12 protein-coding genes and 1 tRNA gene are annotated in these 16,115 nt (G+C 65.6%); 4 read left to right on the plus strand and 9 right to left on the minus strand.

From position 1 onward, the window contains the following. Positions 1-22: 22 nt before the first annotated feature. Positions 23-1,183 carry a M20 aminoacylase family protein gene (locus tag NDN16_RS11555; protein WP_251113735.1) on the plus strand — a complete coding sequence of 387 codons (1,161 nt, stop codon included), beginning with the start codon at positions 23-25 and terminating at the stop codon, positions 1,181-1,183. Further along, positions 1,180-2,688 carry an amidase gene (locus tag NDN16_RS11560; RefSeq protein ID WP_251113736.1) on the plus strand — a complete coding sequence of 503 codons (1,509 nt, stop codon included), beginning with the start codon at positions 1,180-1,182 and terminating at the stop codon, positions 2,686-2,688. The genes NDN16_RS11555 and NDN16_RS11560 overlap by 4 nt, the downstream gene beginning before the upstream one ends. Before the next feature lie 90 nt (positions 2,689-2,778). Here the strand turns inward: NDN16_RS11560 and NDN16_RS11565 are convergent. Both NDN16_RS11565 and wrbA read right to left on the minus strand, forming a co-directional pair. Beyond that, positions 2,779-2,855 (minus strand) — tRNA-Pro (locus tag NDN16_RS11565). Between the two features lie 708 nt (positions 2,856-3,563). Continuing rightward, complete coding sequence (gene wrbA, locus NDN16_RS11570; RefSeq protein ID WP_251113737.1) at positions 3,564-4,163, minus strand: NAD(P)H:quinone oxidoreductase; 600 nt, start codon at positions 4,161-4,163, stop codon at positions 3,564-3,566. 142 nt (positions 4,164-4,305) lie between these two features. On the opposite strand from wrbA, the gene NDN16_RS11575 reads away from it, so the two are divergent. Both NDN16_RS11575 and gpt read left to right on the plus strand, forming a co-directional pair. After that, positions 4,306-5,046 carry a competence/damage-inducible protein A gene (locus NDN16_RS11575; RefSeq protein ID WP_251113738.1) on the plus strand — a complete coding sequence of 247 codons (741 nt, stop codon included), beginning with the start codon at positions 4,306-4,308 and terminating at the stop codon, positions 5,044-5,046. Positions 5,047-5,121: 75 nt separating this feature from the next. Next, complete coding sequence (gene gpt, locus NDN16_RS11580) at positions 5,122-5,616, plus strand: xanthine phosphoribosyltransferase (protein ID WP_251113739.1); 495 nt, start codon at positions 5,122-5,124, stop codon at positions 5,614-5,616. Positions 5,617-5,698: 82 nt separating this feature from the next. Here the strand turns inward: gpt and NDN16_RS11585 are convergent, their stop codons facing one another. The 7 genes from NDN16_RS11585 to NDN16_RS11615 all read right to left on the minus strand — a co-directional run bounded on the left by NDN16_RS11585 (position 5,699) and on the right by NDN16_RS11615 (position 16,113). Beyond that, the gene (locus NDN16_RS11585) at positions 5,699-7,501 is read right to left on the minus strand and encodes an NAD(P)/FAD-dependent oxidoreductase (RefSeq protein ID WP_251113740.1); all 1,803 of its coding nucleotides are present in this window, start codon (positions 7,499-7,501) and stop codon (positions 5,699-5,701) included. A gap of 188 nt (positions 7,502-7,689) precedes the next feature. Beyond that, positions 7,690-9,573 (minus strand): sigma-54-dependent Fis family transcriptional regulator, encoded by a 1,884-nt coding sequence (locus NDN16_RS11590; protein WP_251113899.1) that lies wholly within the window; start codon positions 9,571-9,573, stop codon positions 7,690-7,692. A 99-nt stretch (positions 9,574-9,672) separates the two neighbouring features. Further along, on the minus strand, positions 9,673-10,359 hold the full coding sequence (locus NDN16_RS11595) for a CBS domain-containing protein (protein WP_251113741.1): 687 nt from the start codon (positions 10,357-10,359) through the stop codon (positions 9,673-9,675). Between the two features lie 66 nt (positions 10,360-10,425). Continuing rightward, the gene (gene fhuB, locus NDN16_RS11600) at positions 10,426-12,381 is read right to left on the minus strand and encodes a Fe(3+)-hydroxamate ABC transporter permease FhuB (RefSeq protein WP_251113742.1); all 1,956 of its coding nucleotides are present in this window, start codon (positions 12,379-12,381) and stop codon (positions 10,426-10,428) included. Continuing rightward, positions 12,378-13,259, minus strand: a complete 882-nt coding sequence (locus NDN16_RS11605) for an ABC transporter substrate-binding protein (protein WP_251113743.1) — start codon at positions 13,257-13,259, stop codon at positions 12,378-12,380. The genes fhuB and NDN16_RS11605 overlap by 4 nt, the downstream gene beginning before the upstream one ends. A gap of 8 nt (positions 13,260-13,267) precedes the next feature. Beyond that, complete coding sequence (locus NDN16_RS11610; RefSeq protein ID WP_251113744.1) at positions 13,268-15,412, minus strand: TonB-dependent siderophore receptor; 2,145 nt, start codon at positions 15,410-15,412, stop codon at positions 13,268-13,270. A 116-nt stretch (positions 15,413-15,528) separates the two neighbouring features. Continuing rightward, positions 15,529-16,113 carry a glycerol-3-phosphate responsive antiterminator gene (locus NDN16_RS11615; RefSeq protein WP_251113745.1) on the minus strand — a complete coding sequence of 195 codons (585 nt, stop codon included), beginning with the start codon at positions 16,111-16,113 and terminating at the stop codon, positions 15,529-15,531. Positions 16,114-16,115 lie beyond the last annotated feature (2 nt).

The following is a 16,115-nucleotide window of genomic DNA, read 5'->3' on the forward strand; positions in this document are numbered from 1 at the left end:
TACCCAAGACAGAGGAAACGACATGACCGTACTGCCCCGAATCCAGGAATTTGCCGCCGATCTGGAACGCATCCGCCACGATCTGCATGCGCATCCGGAAATCGGTTTCGAAGAGCACCGCACGTCGGACATCGTCGCAGCCGAACTCGAACGCATGGGTGCGCAGGTGCATCGCGGCATCGGACGGACGGGCGTCGTCGGGCTGATCGCCGGCAAGCATTCCGGCACGGGAAGCATCGGCCTGCGGGCAGACATGGACGCCCTGCCGATGGACGAGGAGACGAACCTCACCTACCGCTCCACCACACCTGGCCGCTTCCATGGCTGCGGCCATGATGGACACACGACGATGCTGCTGGGCGCCGCCCGCTATCTGGCCGAGACGCGGGACTTTGCCGGAACGGCGGTGTGCATCTTCCAGCCCGCCGAAGAGGGTCTCGGCGGCGCGCGGGCCATGCTTGCCGACAAGCTGTTCGAGCGCTTCCCCTGCGACGAAATCTACGGCCTGCACAATGCCCCGCAGCTTGCACTCGGAGAAGTCGCGATCTTTCCCGGCAGGGCGATGGCCGGCGCCAGCTTCTTCGACATCCATATCCGCGCGCGGGGCGCGCATGGCGCACAGCCGCACAATGCGCGCGATGCGGTGTTGATCGCCACCATGCTGGCCCAGAACCTTCAGTCGATCGTCAGCCGCAACGTGACGCCAATGGAGCCCGCCGTCCTATCGATCACGCGGATCGAGTCCGGATCGGCCTACAACGTTATTCCGGCCGAAGCCCGGATGAGCGGGACGATGCGGTTCTTCGACCGGTCGATCGGTGAACTGATGGCGCAGCGCATGCGCCAGATCGCCGCCGGCATGGCGCAAGGGTTCGAGGTAGAGATCGACGTCGACGTGCGGGATATCTTCACGGTCCTGGAAAACGCCCCCGCTCCGACGGCATATCTGACCGAGGTCGCCGAAGAGATCGTCGGTGCCGACGGCGTTCTGAGGGAGCCCAAACCCGTCACCGGTTCCGAGGATTTCGCAGATATGCTGCTGGCGGTGCCGGGTGCCTATTGCTGGGTCGGCCATGGCGGGGACGTGCCGGTTCACAATCCCGGCTTCGTCCTGGACGACGCGATCCTGCCGATCGGCTCCTCGCTGCTCGCGCGGATCGTCGAAAAGCGGCTCGCCGCATGACCGAGGCTGCCCCGCCTGACGATGACGCCGCCCCGGCGTCGCCATTCGATGCGGATGGCGCCTTGCTGCAACCGTCCGGCATCGAGCCGCCCTGTCCCATCACCGCGCTCGGGGCGCGGGCGCTGGCGGCTGCGATCCGCGATCGGCACCTGTCTGCCCGCGCGGTCGCCACGGCGTACCTGGACCGGATCGAACGGATCAACCCTGCGTTCAATGCCCTCGTAGCCTTGCGCGCGCGCACCGATATACTGAAAGATGCCGACGCGGCCGATGCGGCATTGTCGCGCGGCACGCCGACCGGACCGCTCCACGGCGTCCCGATCGCCATCAAGGATCTGGTGCCGACAAAAGGACTGGCCACGACGTTCGGTTCGGCGCTCTATGCCGATCACGTGCCGGATGAGGATGCGCTGAGCGCCGCCCGGATCCGCGCCGCCGGAGCGCTGATCATCGGCAAGACCAATACGCCCGAATTCGGCGTTGGGTCGCACACCTTCAATACGGTCTACGGGACCACCCTCAACGCCTACGACCCAAGCCTTTCGGCGGGTGGATCGAGCGGCGGGGCCGCCGTCGCGCTTGCGGCCAGGCTGCTGCCGGTCGCGGACGGAAGCGACATGGGCGGCTCGCTGCGCAACCCGGCCGCGTGGAACAACGTGTACGGCTTGCGTCCGACGATCGGACGCGTGCCGTCGCCCACGCAGGACGATCTGTTCTCCGCACCGCTTGCCACCGATGGTCCGATGGCGCGCAGCGCCGACGACCTTGCCCTGCTGCTCGACGTGATGGGCGGACCCGATCCCCGGGCGGCCCTGTGCCTGCCGAAACCGGATGCGCCCTTTTCGGACATCGCGCCACTGGACCGGCCCCTGCGCCTGACATGGATGGGCGATCTGAATGGCCATCTTGCTTTCGAGCCCGGGCTGCTTGCCGCGACGCAGCAGGCGGCCAGGCTTCTGGCCGGGCCGGGACATAGCCTGCAGGACGGGGTGCCCGAATTCGATTTCGAGGCGCTGTGGCAGGCTTTCGTCGTCCTGCGCCAGCATTTGATCGCCTCCCGCTACGCCGAACTCATGAACCATCCCAAGGCCGCGCAAATGAAGCCGGAGATGCGCTGGGAGATCGAGAATGGCCTTGCGCTCGATATCGGCCGTCTACGCGATGCTGTGCGCACGCGCTCTGCCTGGTATCGCACGCTGATGGAGCTCTTCAAGGAAACGGATATCCTGCTTCTGCCCTCCACCGCGGTATGGGCTTTCCCGGCCGGGGCGAGGTGGCCGGAGAAGATCGGCACGCGCGCCATGGACACTTACCACCGCTGGATGGAGGTCGTCGCCGGCCCGACGCTGGCCGGCCTGCCCGTGCTCGCCATGCCGGCAGGATTCCGGAACGGGCGTGCGCTCGGCATCCAGGCCATCGGCCGTCCGGGCAGCGAAGCCCAGCTTCTGTCGCTGGCCGTCAGTGTCGAGACGGCGGCGACGACACCCGCAACATCGCCGGTGTGAGGAGCCCGCCGAGTTGGCGGCGGAACGGGAAGTGGCCCACGTCTTAGGTACGGTCTGTTACCTATGTCTCCGGGCTGTAAATTTTGGAGATGGTCGGAGCGAGAGGATTCGAACCTCCGACCCCCTGAACCCCATTCAGGTGCGCTACCAGGCTGCGCTACGCTCCGACGGGCGAAGCTCTATGAAATCTCGGGCGACAGCGCAACCGATTTCTGGTCCTGAAATGCAAACGCCCGGCACGCCCTCGCGGATTGTATCCGTCGGTAATGCGAAAGGATGAGGCGGTCTGTACAGGTTGTCGCATACCGCCGTCGAATGTCACGTCGCCGCCAGATTGCAAGAGAGCTTGCGCCGGTTAAAGAATGATTATCGCAAACTGAAAGTTACGGAACGGAAAGTGTATATCCGGCGGACATTACGTAGTTTTACGGTGATTGGAAGAAGGTATACATCGAAGCGGACGGATTATAATCGATCTTAAAAGTGTCATCATCCCGTCGATTGTAAAATATGCGCGACAGGAGGTTTCCGTGCTTGTGTTTCCGCCACAATGATAGCTACTATCGATAGTAGAGGGTGTCGGGGGCAAGCGAGGGAGAGGACCATGACTGGTAGTGACCGTCCTGGGTTTTCCGGCGCCATGCCGGTAGAGTTCATCTCCGAAAGAGGGTCAGTCACGGAGAGCGCGTCCGGCCTGATTCTGCGGCTGCAGGATAGCAATCGCGCCTTGGAAAACCTTTTGCGCGCGCTGGAGCGCGATGAATCCACGAGCCGCTCCGCGTGCTGCGGGCCCGACGCCTACCCATTCGTCTGATTGTAGCGGACATGAGAAAGGCCGGCGAATGCCGGCCTTTGCTTGTTCCGGTCGTGCCCAATTATCCGGCGAGCTTGCCGGCGATCTCGGCGATGTGACGCCCCTGGAAGCGCGCTCCCTCCAGCTCGATCTCGCTGGGCTGCCGGGAACCGTCGCCTCCGGCGATGGTAGTGGCGCCGTAGGGCGAGCCACCCACGATCTGGTCCAGAGCCATCTGCCCGGCGAAGGCGTATGGCAGTCCGACGACGACGAGGCCGTGGTGCAGGAAGGTCTTGTGCATCGACAGGAGTGTCGCCTCATTGCCGCCGTGCTGTGTGGCCGAGGAGGTGAAGGCACCGGCGACCTTGCCGAACAACTTGCCCGCCGCCCAGAGGCCGCCCGTCCTGTCCCAGAAGGATTGCATCTGCGAGCTCGGATTGCCGAAGCGGGTCGGCGCGCCGACGATGATGGCGTCGTATGCGGGAAGGTCTTCCGGCTTTGCCTCCGGATAAGCCGAATCCGTCTTGAAGCCGGCGGCGGCGACGACTTCGGCCGGCGCGGTTTCCGGAACCCGCTTGATGTCCACCTCGGCGCCGGCGCTGGCGGCGCCTTCCGCCACGGCGCGCGCCATGGCTTCGATATGGCCGTAGCTGGAATAATAGAGTACCAGAACCTTGGTCATGCATCTTCCCTTCAGATGGCCCGAAGGCCGTTGCTCTTGACCTTGTAGATACGCGATTGCACAGAAATACGTGAGGCGGGATGCGGAAACGCACTGTCCACAGCGGTTGACCGCCGGTCCGGCGGGAAAGGAAACTCCGGCAATGGCCCAGACTGCCTCCATGCTCGCGATCGGGGACGAACTCCTGTCCGGCCGGACCAAGGACAAGAACATCGCTCACCTTGCCGATGTCATGACGCTGGCCGGCATCGACCTAAAGGAGGTCCGCATCGTCGGCGACGAGCCGGAAGACATCGTGGCGGCCGTAAACGCACTGCGCGGGCGCTACGATTATGTGTTCACCTCGGGCGGCATCGGCCCCACGCATGACGACATGACGGCGGACGCGATCGCCGCGGCCTTCGAGGCGCCGATCGGCTACCATCCGCAAGCCTATGCGCTGATGGCGAAGCATTACGAGGCGCGCGGGATGGAGTTCACCGACGCGCGCAAGCGCATGGCGCGTACGCCGGAGGGCGCCAGCCTGATCGACAATCCCGTATCGGTGGCGCCGGGGTTTCATATCGGCAATGTCTATGTACTGGCCGGCGTGCCCGCCGTTTTCCAGGCCATGCTGGAAAAGATCGTGGCCGGCCTGCCCCAGGGTCCGCTCGTGCTTTCAGCAGCAGTGGAATGCCCTTTCGGCGAGGGCGATATCGGTGGTCCGCTGGGGGAAATCCAGAACCGGCATCCCGATGTGGTCATCGGCTCCTATCCCAGGTTCGACGGCGCGCGCTACAGCACCGAGCTCGTGGTTCGGTCCCGCGATGCCGATGCTCTTGCGCGCGCCCGGCGCGAGGTGGAGGCGATGCTGGCCGACCTGCAGGCCCGCCGTTCCACGTGACGCCGCGCCCATGCTTGCGGTAGCCGCGCAGTCGGGCTATCGCATCGCCCTTGGAAAGATCGGAGCCATGCAGATATGACGAGCGAAAAGTCCTTTCCCGTTTCCTGGGATCAGTTCCACCGCGACGCGCGCGCGCTCGCATGGCGGCTGGCCGGGGTGCGCGACGACTGGAGGGCGATCGTCTGCATCACGCGCGGCGGGTTGGTGCCGGCCGCCATCATCGCGCGGGAACTCGGTACGCGGTTGATCGAAACCGTATGCGTGGCCTCTTATCACGACTACGAGACCCAGGGCGAGTTGAAGGTACTCAAGGGCATATCGGCCGATGTTTCGGGCGATGAGGGCGACGGCGTGCTGATCGTCGACGACCTGACGGATACCGGAAAGACGGCCGCGCTGGTGCGCTCGATGCTGCCCAAGGCGCATTTTGCCACGGTCTACGCAAAGCCGAAGGGCCGGCCGCTGGTGGATACCTTCATTACCGAAGTATCGCAGGATACCTGGATCTTCTTTCCGTGGGATCTGGGCCTGACCTTCCAGGCCCCGATAGCCAAGGGCGTGGCCGGCTGACCCCGGAGCATGGGGCCGAAAAGTGGATGAGCCGCCCGCCGTGCCCAGGGCACGGCAGGCGGCGATGGCCTGCTTCACCGCGTCAGGAGACGTGGTGGGGAGGGTGCAGGCCGTATACCGGCGTTTCGATGCCAATCTGACGCGCCTTCAGCTGCAGCGCCAGATATTGGGAGTAGTGGCGGGACTGGTGGAGATTTCCCCCGTGAAACCATAGCGCTTCCTGCGCGGTGGGCTTCCACATGTTGCGCTGCTCGCCCTCCCACGGGCCGGGGTCCTTCGGGGTGGCGGAGCCGAGGCCCCAGCACTTGCCGACCGCATCGGCGACTTCCTGCGAGATCAGGTCCGCAGCCCAGCCATTCATCGATCCGTAGCCGGTGGCATAGACGACGAGGTCCGCCGGCAGTTCGGTGCCGTCCTTCAGCACCACCGCATCCTCCGTCAGGTGGCTGACGTCGGACCCCGACTTCAGCTTGATGGACCCGTCTATGACGAGATCGCAGGCGCCGACATCGATGTAGTATCCGGAGCCGCGCCGCAGGTATTTCATGAACAGGCCGGAGTCGTCCGCCCCGAAATCCAGCTTGAAGCCGGCCTTTTCCAAAGCGGCATAGAAATCGGCGTCCTGCTGCCGGATCTTGTCGTAGATGGGTATCTGGAACTCGTGCATGATCCGGTAGGGGATCGAGGCGAAGATCAGGTCGGCCTTGCGCGTGGTGACGCCGTCGGCCAGCGCGCGCTCGGAATAGAGATCGCCCAGACCGTGCTCCATCAACGAATCCGAGCGGACGATATGCGTGGACGACCGCTGGACCATGGTGACGTCGGCACCGGCCTCCCACAGCGCGGCGCAGATATCATGGGCCGAATTGTTCGAGCCGACGACGACCACGCGCTTGCCTTTGTAGGTGTCCGGCCCCGGATGCTGCGAAGAGTGCTGCTGCTCGCCCCGGAACAGCTCCTGTCCGTCGAAACTCGGGATATTCGGCTTGCCGGACATGCCCGTGGCCAGAACCAGCTGCTTGGGGCGAAGGGTCATCTCCTGCCCGTCGCGTTCCACTACGACCGTCCACGTGCCGTCCGTCTGGTCGTACCGGGCGCTTTTTGCCGTGGTAGAGCCCCAGTAATTGAGCTCCATGACCTTCGCGTACATTTCCAGCCAGTCGCCGATCTTGTCCTTGGGCGCGAAGACCGGCCAATTGTCGGGGAAGGGGATATACGGCAGATGATCGTACCAGACGGGATCGTGCAGGCAGAGCGACTTGTATCGCTTGCGCCAGCTGTCGCCCGGCCGCTCGTTGCGTTCCACGATCAGTGTGGGCACGCCCAGCTGTCGCAGCCTGGCGCCCAGGGCGATGCCGCCCTGTCCTCCGCCGATGATGAGCACATCCGGCTGCGTCTGGCGGCCGAGCGCCTCTTTCTCTTCCGTCCGCCGTTCCGACCAGCTCTTGCGGTTCCGGTCGTGCCCGTGCTCCGCGCCCATGGGACGACGAAGCCCTTTCGGCTCTTCATGTCCCTTCAGTTCCGTCAGCGTGGTGAGCAAGGTCCAGATCAGCCCGTTGCGGATACGGACATGCCCAAGGCCGCGGCCCACCTTCGTCTCGAACTCGAACCAGCCTTCCGTTACTCCGCCGTTTTCCGCCGCCACCCATTCCGTGTCCTGCACGAAGCCGCTCGGCCGGATGGCAGGTAGCTGGGCCTTCAGCATGTCGCGGATCTGCTCGTGCCCTTCCGCCGTATCGATGTTCCAGGTGAAAGCCACGAGGTCCCGCCAGTAGCAGTCGACCTGGAACAGGTTGACGGCGGTGTCGATATCGCCTTTCTCCAAAGCGCTGCCGAGCTTGGCAAGAACGCCGTCCACCCGTGTTGCAGGGCTGTCGTTCAGCATTGTCAATTCCTCCACGTCGGTGCGGTCGTTGCCGCATGATGGCCGGCCATCCTGGCCGATCCCGATTGCCGTTCGGATGTTGCAAGCCGCATGCCAGAGAGGAAATTGCCCGCATTCGCGGCCTTTCGCGTCGGCGTCGCCACAAGACCGTTGCAGGACGCCACACCTGTTGCGCAACGGCGGACGCGTCAGTTCGGCCGCGTAACCCCGAGGCGGCGCATTTGGCGATGCAGGGTGGTGCGGTCTACGCCAAGGCGCCGCGACGCTGCGGAAATATTCCAGCCGGCCTCCTTGAGCGTTGCGCACAGGCGCTGAGCCTCGCCCGGGGGCGCGGCAGAAGGCGCGGCGCCGCCTTGGACGAGGGCGGGCGGAAGATCCTCGATGCCGATCTGGCCGGCGCTCGCCACGGCGCCGGCATAGGCCAGAACATTGGCCAACTCCCGGATATTGCCGGGCCAGTCGTGCCGGCGTAACGCCTCTCGTGCCGCATCGGCCAGGCGTGGCGCCGCCGGGCCTAGAAGCCGCGCGACCAGCCAGTCGAAATCGCTCCGCTCGCGCAGCGGCGGAAGATCCAGCGCGGCCGCATTGAGCCTGTACAGAAGATCCTGCCTGAAGCGACCGGCGGAGGCGAGTTCGGCAAGGTTCCGATTGGTTGCCGAAAGGATGCGGATATCCACGCCGCGTGCCTCCGACGTGCCGACCGGCTGTACGACCTTTTCGGAAAGAACGCGCAGAAGACGCGTCTGGAGAGCCAAGGGCATGTCGCCGATCTCGTCCAGGAACAGCGTCCCGCCATCGGCCTCTTCAACCAGGCCCCGGCGCGCCTTGCCGGCTCCGCTGAAGGCGCCGGCCGCATGCCCGAACAACTCGGATTCGATCAAGCCTTCCGGGATGGCCGCGCAATTGATGGCGATGAAACGGCCCCCGCGGCCCGATGCGGCATGGATGGCGGCGGCAAGGACCTCCTTGCCTGTTCCCGTCTCTCCCTGGAGGAGGATGGGCAGCGTCGATGGCGCCAGCCGCAGGGCGAGGGCGCGTACCCTCTCGATCCTGATGTCGTCTCCGCCTATCCCGTCCAGTGCCGATGCCGCCGGCCTGACGGGTTCGACGGGCGGGCGGGCCGTCTTCCAGCGCGTCGGCGGCTCTATCGCATGGGCAAAGACGACGCTGCCGTCGCGGCATCGCAACAGCCTTTCATGGGCCGGCCGGTCCCGCGTCAGATCCGGCAGCCCGTCCACCCCGATGTGGAAGAAGCGATCCAGCCTTTCCCCGATAAGGCCCGGCGATACGCCGGATGCCTGGCCGATGCTGGCGCCGAGCAGCCGGGCACCGCGATGCGTCATGCCGCAAATGCGGCCCGCGGCGTCCACGGCCACGGCTGCATCCGGATCGACGTCCAGGAATTCCGGCGATTGGGAAAGGCGCAAAACCCAGTTGCGCCGCTGCGAGGCCATCAGATTTGCCATCTCGATACGCCGCGCGGTGGCGGTGACGAGGTGTAGCGCCAGGTTCTGGCTGACCTTGGGCGTGGGCGACGACAGCAACGAAATGTCCAGCACCGCGGCAAGCCCGCCCAGCGCATCGTAGATCGGCGCGGCCGTGCAGGAGAGCGGCGTATGGGTAAGGTCGAAATGGTCGTCCTGATGGATGGTCAGGGCCTCGCCGGTGGCGAGGCAGGCGCCGATGGCGCAGGTGCCGGCGCGCTCTTCCAGCCATTCGGAGCCGAGATACAGGCCGGCACGCCGCAGGCGATGGTCGAAATGCGGATCGCCCATGAATTCCACCGTCACGCCCTGCATGTCGGACAAAAGCAGGACGTAGTTCTGGCCGGCGACCTGCGCGTACAGGCGCTCAAGCCCGGACCGCGCGATATGGACGAGCTCTTCCGATTGTTGCCGATGCTCCTTCAGGCGCGTTTGCGGCACGATGACGGCTTCGCAGGCCGTTGCGGGGTCCAGCCCGTGACGTGTCAGGCAGCGCTGCCAGGATTCCACCACGAGGCCGTCGCGCCCCGTTGCATGGCCGCGACTGGCAAGCTCGATCTCGCGCGCGTGCTTCGATCCGGAGACGATGGCTGATCCGCGCCGCCTCCCAACGGCGCGCTCCCTCGACTGTTTCTCCCACTCAAGAGCTTAGAGAAGGCGGATGGCCTCGTCCATCCCGCCGGAGCGTCAACTCCAGGACACGTCCACGCGGGTGGAATCCTCGATGCCGCGCACTTCCGCCATGCTTTCTGCGGCAAGACGCAGCGCCAGGCGCTCGCGCTGGCTCGAGAGATTGCCGCTGTAATGAACGATCCCGTCCACCACACGGACGTTCTCGTCACGCAGATAGAACCAGGGCTGGCGCCTGAGATCCTCCATCAGGCGTCGGCGGATCTCCTCGTCGGAAATCGCCTCCGGTTCGCGGCGCCCGGCCTTCTGGATCGCCTTCAGGATGTCGGAGCGCGTGACGATTCCGACGGGGCGCAGCCTTTCAAGCACCACGATGGAGCGGATCTTGCGGGCGACCATCTCGGCCACGATGTCGGCCATGTCTGCGTCCAGCGGCAGGGTTCGGACCTTCGACGACATCATGTCGCCGGCGACGTTGGCATGGCTGCGGATATAATGCTCCAGCATCTCGCGCGGGTTCTTGCGATCCCAGGACCACCAGTTGGACGGCAACAGCGTATCGATGCTGCGGCGGACGATCAGGTCCGTCGTCGTCACGATACCGATGAGGTTGCCGGCGTCATCGACCACCGGAAGCGAGTTGAACCCTTTGTCCAGCAGGAGCGCCGCCACCTCGGCGACGGGCATTTCGGGCTTTATGGTCGTGATGGGCGAAACCATCAGTTCGGAAGCCTTCATCGGCATGGATATATCCTCCTGCGTGCGTCGATTCCCGTCTGGATTGTAGCGCAGACATATGAACCGTCCGCTTCACCTTCGGCTTATCAGGGCCACGAGATACACTCCGCCGATCAACGATGCGAAGAGGCCGACCGGCATCTGGTAGGGAAAGCCCACCATGCGCGCCAGCCAATCGGCCCCCGCCAGCATGATCGCGCCGATCATCACCGCGGCGGCTACCTCCTGCAACGGCCTCGAAAACCCCATGCGCCGCGCGATATGAGGCCCGATCAACCCGGCAAAGGACAGCGGGCCGACATGCAGGGTCGCAGCGGCGGAGGCGACGGCGGCCAGCACCAGCATGCACCCTGTCGCCCGCGCGGCCGGCACGCCGAGAGCCGTCGCGCCCGCCCGGCCCAGCGGCAGGATCGCCAGCCAGCGGGCGATGAATGGCAGCGGCAGCAGCAGCAGAAGTGCGCTCGCTATGGCGGCGATACCCTGCGTCGGCGTCGACGACTGGATCGCCCCGCTGAGCCATTCCAGCATCTGCATCGCCTCGGGCCCGCCATCGGAGATGACGGCGGTCACCGCCGCTCCGGTACAACTGCCGAGGGCGATGCCGGCAAGCAGGAGCCGCTCCGGCCCGCCGGCATTGCGGGCCGCGAAATACAGGATCGCCAGCAGCGCCAGTGCGGAGCCGGCCAGAGTTGCCGTAAAGCGCAGCGATGGCGTCGGCATGTCGACCGTCAGAAGGACGACCGCGAGGCCCAGCCCCGCGCCGGAGCTGATGCCCAGCACCTCCGGGCTTGCCATCGGATTGCCGGTGATGCGCTGGAGGAGGTAGCCGGCCAGCGCCAGCAGCCCGCCGCTGCCTGCGGCGACCGCCAGGCGCGGTGCGCGGAATGGCAGGAGTTCGGGGAGCGTGACGCCGGTCGCAAAGGCCCAGCCGGTGCCTGTCCGCCCGACGCACAGGGATACAGCGACGACCGCCAGAAGCACCAGGGCCAGTGCGGCCAACCGGGTTTCGGGGCGTCGGCTGCGCCTCCGCTCCATGCCGGTGTCGGCCGGCTGCAGCCCCAGACGCAGCCGGGGCAGGGCCCATAGCAGGATGGGCCCGCCGATGAGCGCCGTGAAAGCGCCCGTGGGCAACAGGTCGCGTCCGCCCGTCGTCATGGCGAGAACCAGTCCGTCGGCGATGGACAGAAGCAGCGCGCCGGCAAGCGGAGCAAGAAGAAGCTGCTGGCGCAATGTCCGCGCGCCGCAGGCTCTTGCCAGCGCAGGGGCGGCAAGGCCGATGAAGCCGACGATGCCCACGAGCGCGGTCACGGAGCTTGCCAGGAAGACCGCCAGCGCCAGCGCGGCCAGGCGGATGGCGCCGACGCCGAGCCCGAGGCTGCGGGCGCTTTCCTCGGCAAGGCCCAGCACGGTCAACGGCCGCAGCATCAGGGCCGCAAGCACCGCGCCGGCCGCGACACGGATGCCCAGCGTAATCGACGGAAGCCAGCTTTCCTGGGACAGAGTCCCGCCGCCCCAGATGAAAAGCGACATGACATAGTCGCCATTGGCCAGCGTCAACGCCGCGCTCAGGGAAGCCGCCACCAGTGACAGGAGAAGACCGCTCAGCACCGTTCCCACAGGCTCCAGCTTGCGCCGCCAGTTGAGCGCCACGATCAGCCCCAGCATCACGCTTCCGCCCATGAAGGCCACCGGCTCGCGCCCGCTGGCCAGCGCGGCCGGCAGGTAAAGCGTCGCCAGCGTCAACGCCAGTTGCGCGCCCGCGGCGACACCCAGCGTGGACGGATCGGCGATGGGGTTGCGCAGGACGCGTTGCAGCAGGAGGCCGGACAGACCGAGGGCCGCCCCCGCCAGAAGCGCGATCGCGCCGCGCGGCAGCACGGTGGCGTGGAACAGGACCGCGTCGAAACCGCCGGCCCGTGCGGCGCGCCATGCCGGCACGGCTTCCAGCAGAAACAGGCAAAGGGCTAGGGCGGCGGCGACGAGCCAGGGGATCGGCGTCAGGCGCGTGTCGTCAGGGGCGTGCGTCATCCGTCGGTGGACCCGGACAGCGCCGCCTCGAAGAACCGGGCGAACCGCCGCGCTGTCGGCAGGCCGCCGAAGGCATTCATCGGCGGCAGGATATGCGCGCGCCCTGCCGCAACGGCCGGAATGGCCTTCCACAGGGCGCTGTGCGGCAGGGCGGCGGCCGCATCCGGCGGCACGGGGCCGACGACGACGACGATGGCGTCCGGCCGCTCGGCCATCGCCTCGATGCCGATGGGGGCGGAGGCGGCATAGCGGGTATCGCCTGTGAAGGCGTTTTCGAAACCGAGATCCGCCATGACGCTGCCGAACAGGGAATCCGGTCCGAACACCCGCACATGGCGGGCATCGCCGAGATTGACGAGATAGACCGGCCTTCGGGCGTGGACCGCAAGATTCTGCCGGCCGGTTGCGATCAGCGCCTTGGTGCCCGCGATGTAGACGGCCGCCTCTTCGGTGCGCTCGAGGTCTTCGCCCATTCCCCGCGTCGCGGCTTCCATAAGGTCTATGGGCCGTCGTCCGCCACCGAAGACGGGAAAGGACCGCACGGGGGCGATCCGCGCGATCTGCGGCTCCGCCCAGGCGTTGAAGGGCGAAATGTAGATCAGGTCGGGATGGACGCTGAAGAGAAGCTCGAGGTTGAACGAGCCGCGCAATCCGAGGTCGATCACGCTTTGCGGTACCGCCGGCTCCACCGCAAGGCGACGGAAGAGGACCAGCTCGACGGCGGCCACCGGCGTCACGCCGAGGGCCAGGATCGTTTCCAGCAACGCCCAGTCCAGCACGGCGATGCGTTGCGGCACGCTTGCCGCCGCACCACGCGGCATCAGCGACAGGGTTGCCAGGCCGGCCATGAAGCCGCGCCGGTCAAGCGCGGCGGTCATGCCCTACCTCACCACTTGTAGGCCACCGACGCGATGACGCTGCGGCCCTCGCCGTAGAAGCAGCCGAAATTGCAGCTTGCGACATACTCTTCATCGGCCACGTTGTTGACGTTCAGAGCGGCCTTGAAATCATCCTTTTCGTAGCGGATCGCAAGGTCGACGAGCGTTGCGGACGGCAGGTCTATGGAATTGGCATTGTTGCCGAAGCGCGAGCCGATATAGCGGACGCCGCCGCCCAGCGAAACACCTTCGAGCACCGTTCCGGGCTGGAACGCGTAATCGAGCCAGAGGGCAGCGGCATGTTCCGGCACGTTGGCCGGGCGGTTGCCGGTCGTGGTGGCGGTTATGATGCCGGCCACCACGGTGTCGTCCCCTTGCGTGATCTCCACGTCGGAGTAGGTGTAGTTGCCGACGAGGCTCAGCCCGTCGGTCAGGCTTGCCGTAGCCTCCAGTTCGAAGCCGCGCGAGCGGATCTCGCCCGTCTGGGTGATCTCGCGCACCAGCGATCCGCCGTCCGGCACGGCCTGGTTGGCGACGACGTTGGTCTGCTCGATCTGGTACAGCGATGCGGTGACGAACGAGTTCCAGCCTGCCGGCTGGTACTTGATGCCGCCCTCGACCTGCTTGCCTTCCGAAGGCTTGAACAGTGCGCCGTCGGAGGTTTCCCCGGTGATCGGGTTGAAGGATGTCGCGTAGCTGACGAAGGGCGCCAGGCCGTTGTCGAACAGATAGACCGCGCCCGCACGCCCGGTCAGGGCGTCGTCATCGACGCTGCCGCCGGCATTGGACAGGTCCGACCAGTCCTGGCGCAGGCCCGCGGTGACGACCAGCCGGTCGAAACGGATCTGGTCCTGCGCGTAGATGCCGGTCTGCTTCAGGTCGACATTGGTGATGTTGGCGCCATCCGGGTCGACGATGACGGGCGTACCGTAGACCGGGTCGAAGGCGTTGATGGGCAGTGCCGTGCCCGAGAAGTTCGACGAGCGGTCGAGATTGTTCTGCCGGTAGTCCAGCCCGATCAGCGCGGTATGCTGGAGAACGCCGGTCTCGAACTGCGTTTCGACCTGATTGTCAATACCGAAGCTGTTTGTCAGCTCGTCCTGGACGGAGGGGCCGCGCGCCACGGTGAAGTTGTCGGCGCCGAGGCCGGCGAAGTAAAGGTTCTGGTAGTTGAAGTCGAGCCGCGTGTACTGTGCGTTCTGGCGAAACTCGACCGCCTCGTTGAAACGATGGCTGAACTCGTAGCCGATCGTGCCGAACCAGCTTTCGGAATCGTTGAAGTCGGGCTCGCCCAGATACAGGCTCGGCGGAAGGCGGCCATAGGGGTTGCCGTCCAGCGTGCCGGCCTGGGGCAGGCCGACGGGCGAATCCGCCTTGTCGTACTGCAGGCTGCCCATCAGCGTGAAGCTGGTGTCGGCGTCGGGACGGAAGCTGATCGACGGCGCCAGGTAGACGCGGTCGTCGTCGACGTAGTTCTGCTGCGTTTCCGAAAGGCGGCCGAGGCCGACCATGCGGTAGCTGACATCCTCGTTGTAGACGCCGCCGACATCGAACTTGGCGACGTAGCGGTTGTTGTTGCCGATCTCGGCGCCGACATTGCGGAATTGCGTGAAGGTCGGCCGCTTCTGCACGAGGTTGATGATCCCGCCGGGGGCGCCCTGGCCGTACAGGACGGAGGCCGGCCCCTTCAACACCTCGATGCGTTCGAAGCCATAGGGCTCGAAGGCGAGCGCGCCGAAATCGCGGATGAAGCGGAAGCCGTTGATGTAGAGGCTGTCGGTCGATTCGAAGCCTCGGATGATGGGCGAGAAGAAGCGCGGGTCGGCCCCGAAGGGCTGCGTCACGACGCCGGACGTATAGTTGAGCGCCTCGCCGATATTCTGGACGCCGCGATCTTCCATCTGCTGGGTGGTGACGACCGAAATGGACTGAGGCACCTCGATCAGGGGCGCCGAAATCTTGGAGCCGGTCTGCGTCTGCGTCGCGACATAGCCGTCGACCGGGCCCGTCGCCGTGCCGAACGTGCCGCCGGTTCCACCGCCGCCGGCACCCTCGACGACCACCGTGTCGAGCGTGACGGACGATTGTGCGTGGGCGCAAAGGGGTATCGCGACCGAGGCCGCCAGAATGGACAATCGATGGCCGAGGCGCATGGGATACTCCGCGCAGGAAACTGGACAACTCCGCTCCTGATTACGCGTGTATAAGCTGACTTTGAATATCCTATTTTAGTCGCACTATCGGAAGTCCTCCGCCTGTGCGGGTTTTGTCACAATCGAGGCCGTTCCATGTTCCAGAGCTTGGCGTTGCTGGATGACACGGCGACAGCGCCCAGCTTCAACGCCGCCTGTGCATCGGCTTGCGTGCATATGAAACCGGAGGCCACCGCAGGCGGCATGCGCTTTCGATCGTCTGCAGGGATGTGCGCCAGCATGGGCGCCGGCATCAGCTGCACCAGGTTGGGGCTGCTTTGCGAAATGGCCTTGACGCTGCGCGGCCAGGTAGACCGATCCGTGACGAATACCTTTTGCATGGTCAGAAGGCCGCATTGCGCGGCCTTCTGGATCGTCGGAACCCTGGTGGACAGAAGAACGGAAATCCCCGCTTCGGACAAGAATTCGATTGCCCCCTTGTCCTGGGACAGACCCTCGCAACTATCGATATTCAACACGATCAGCTTGTTACGCCGAGTCAGCGTCCGTACCAGTTCGGCCACATGGCGCAGCGATATATTGGCCACGATCCCGATCTCGGCACGACTGGCCAGGAACGTGTCCACCTGCTCGGTGCCATAAAGCGTCGCCATGACCGGATGGCGCATCAGTCTCTCGCCGATGGTTCTGTCCAGGGCCAAGA

Origin of the sequence: Aureimonas altamirensis (genome assembly GCF_023702225.1) — a bacterium.
GTDB lineage: Bacteria > Pseudomonadota > Alphaproteobacteria > Rhizobiales > Rhizobiaceae > Aureimonas > Aureimonas altamirensis_B.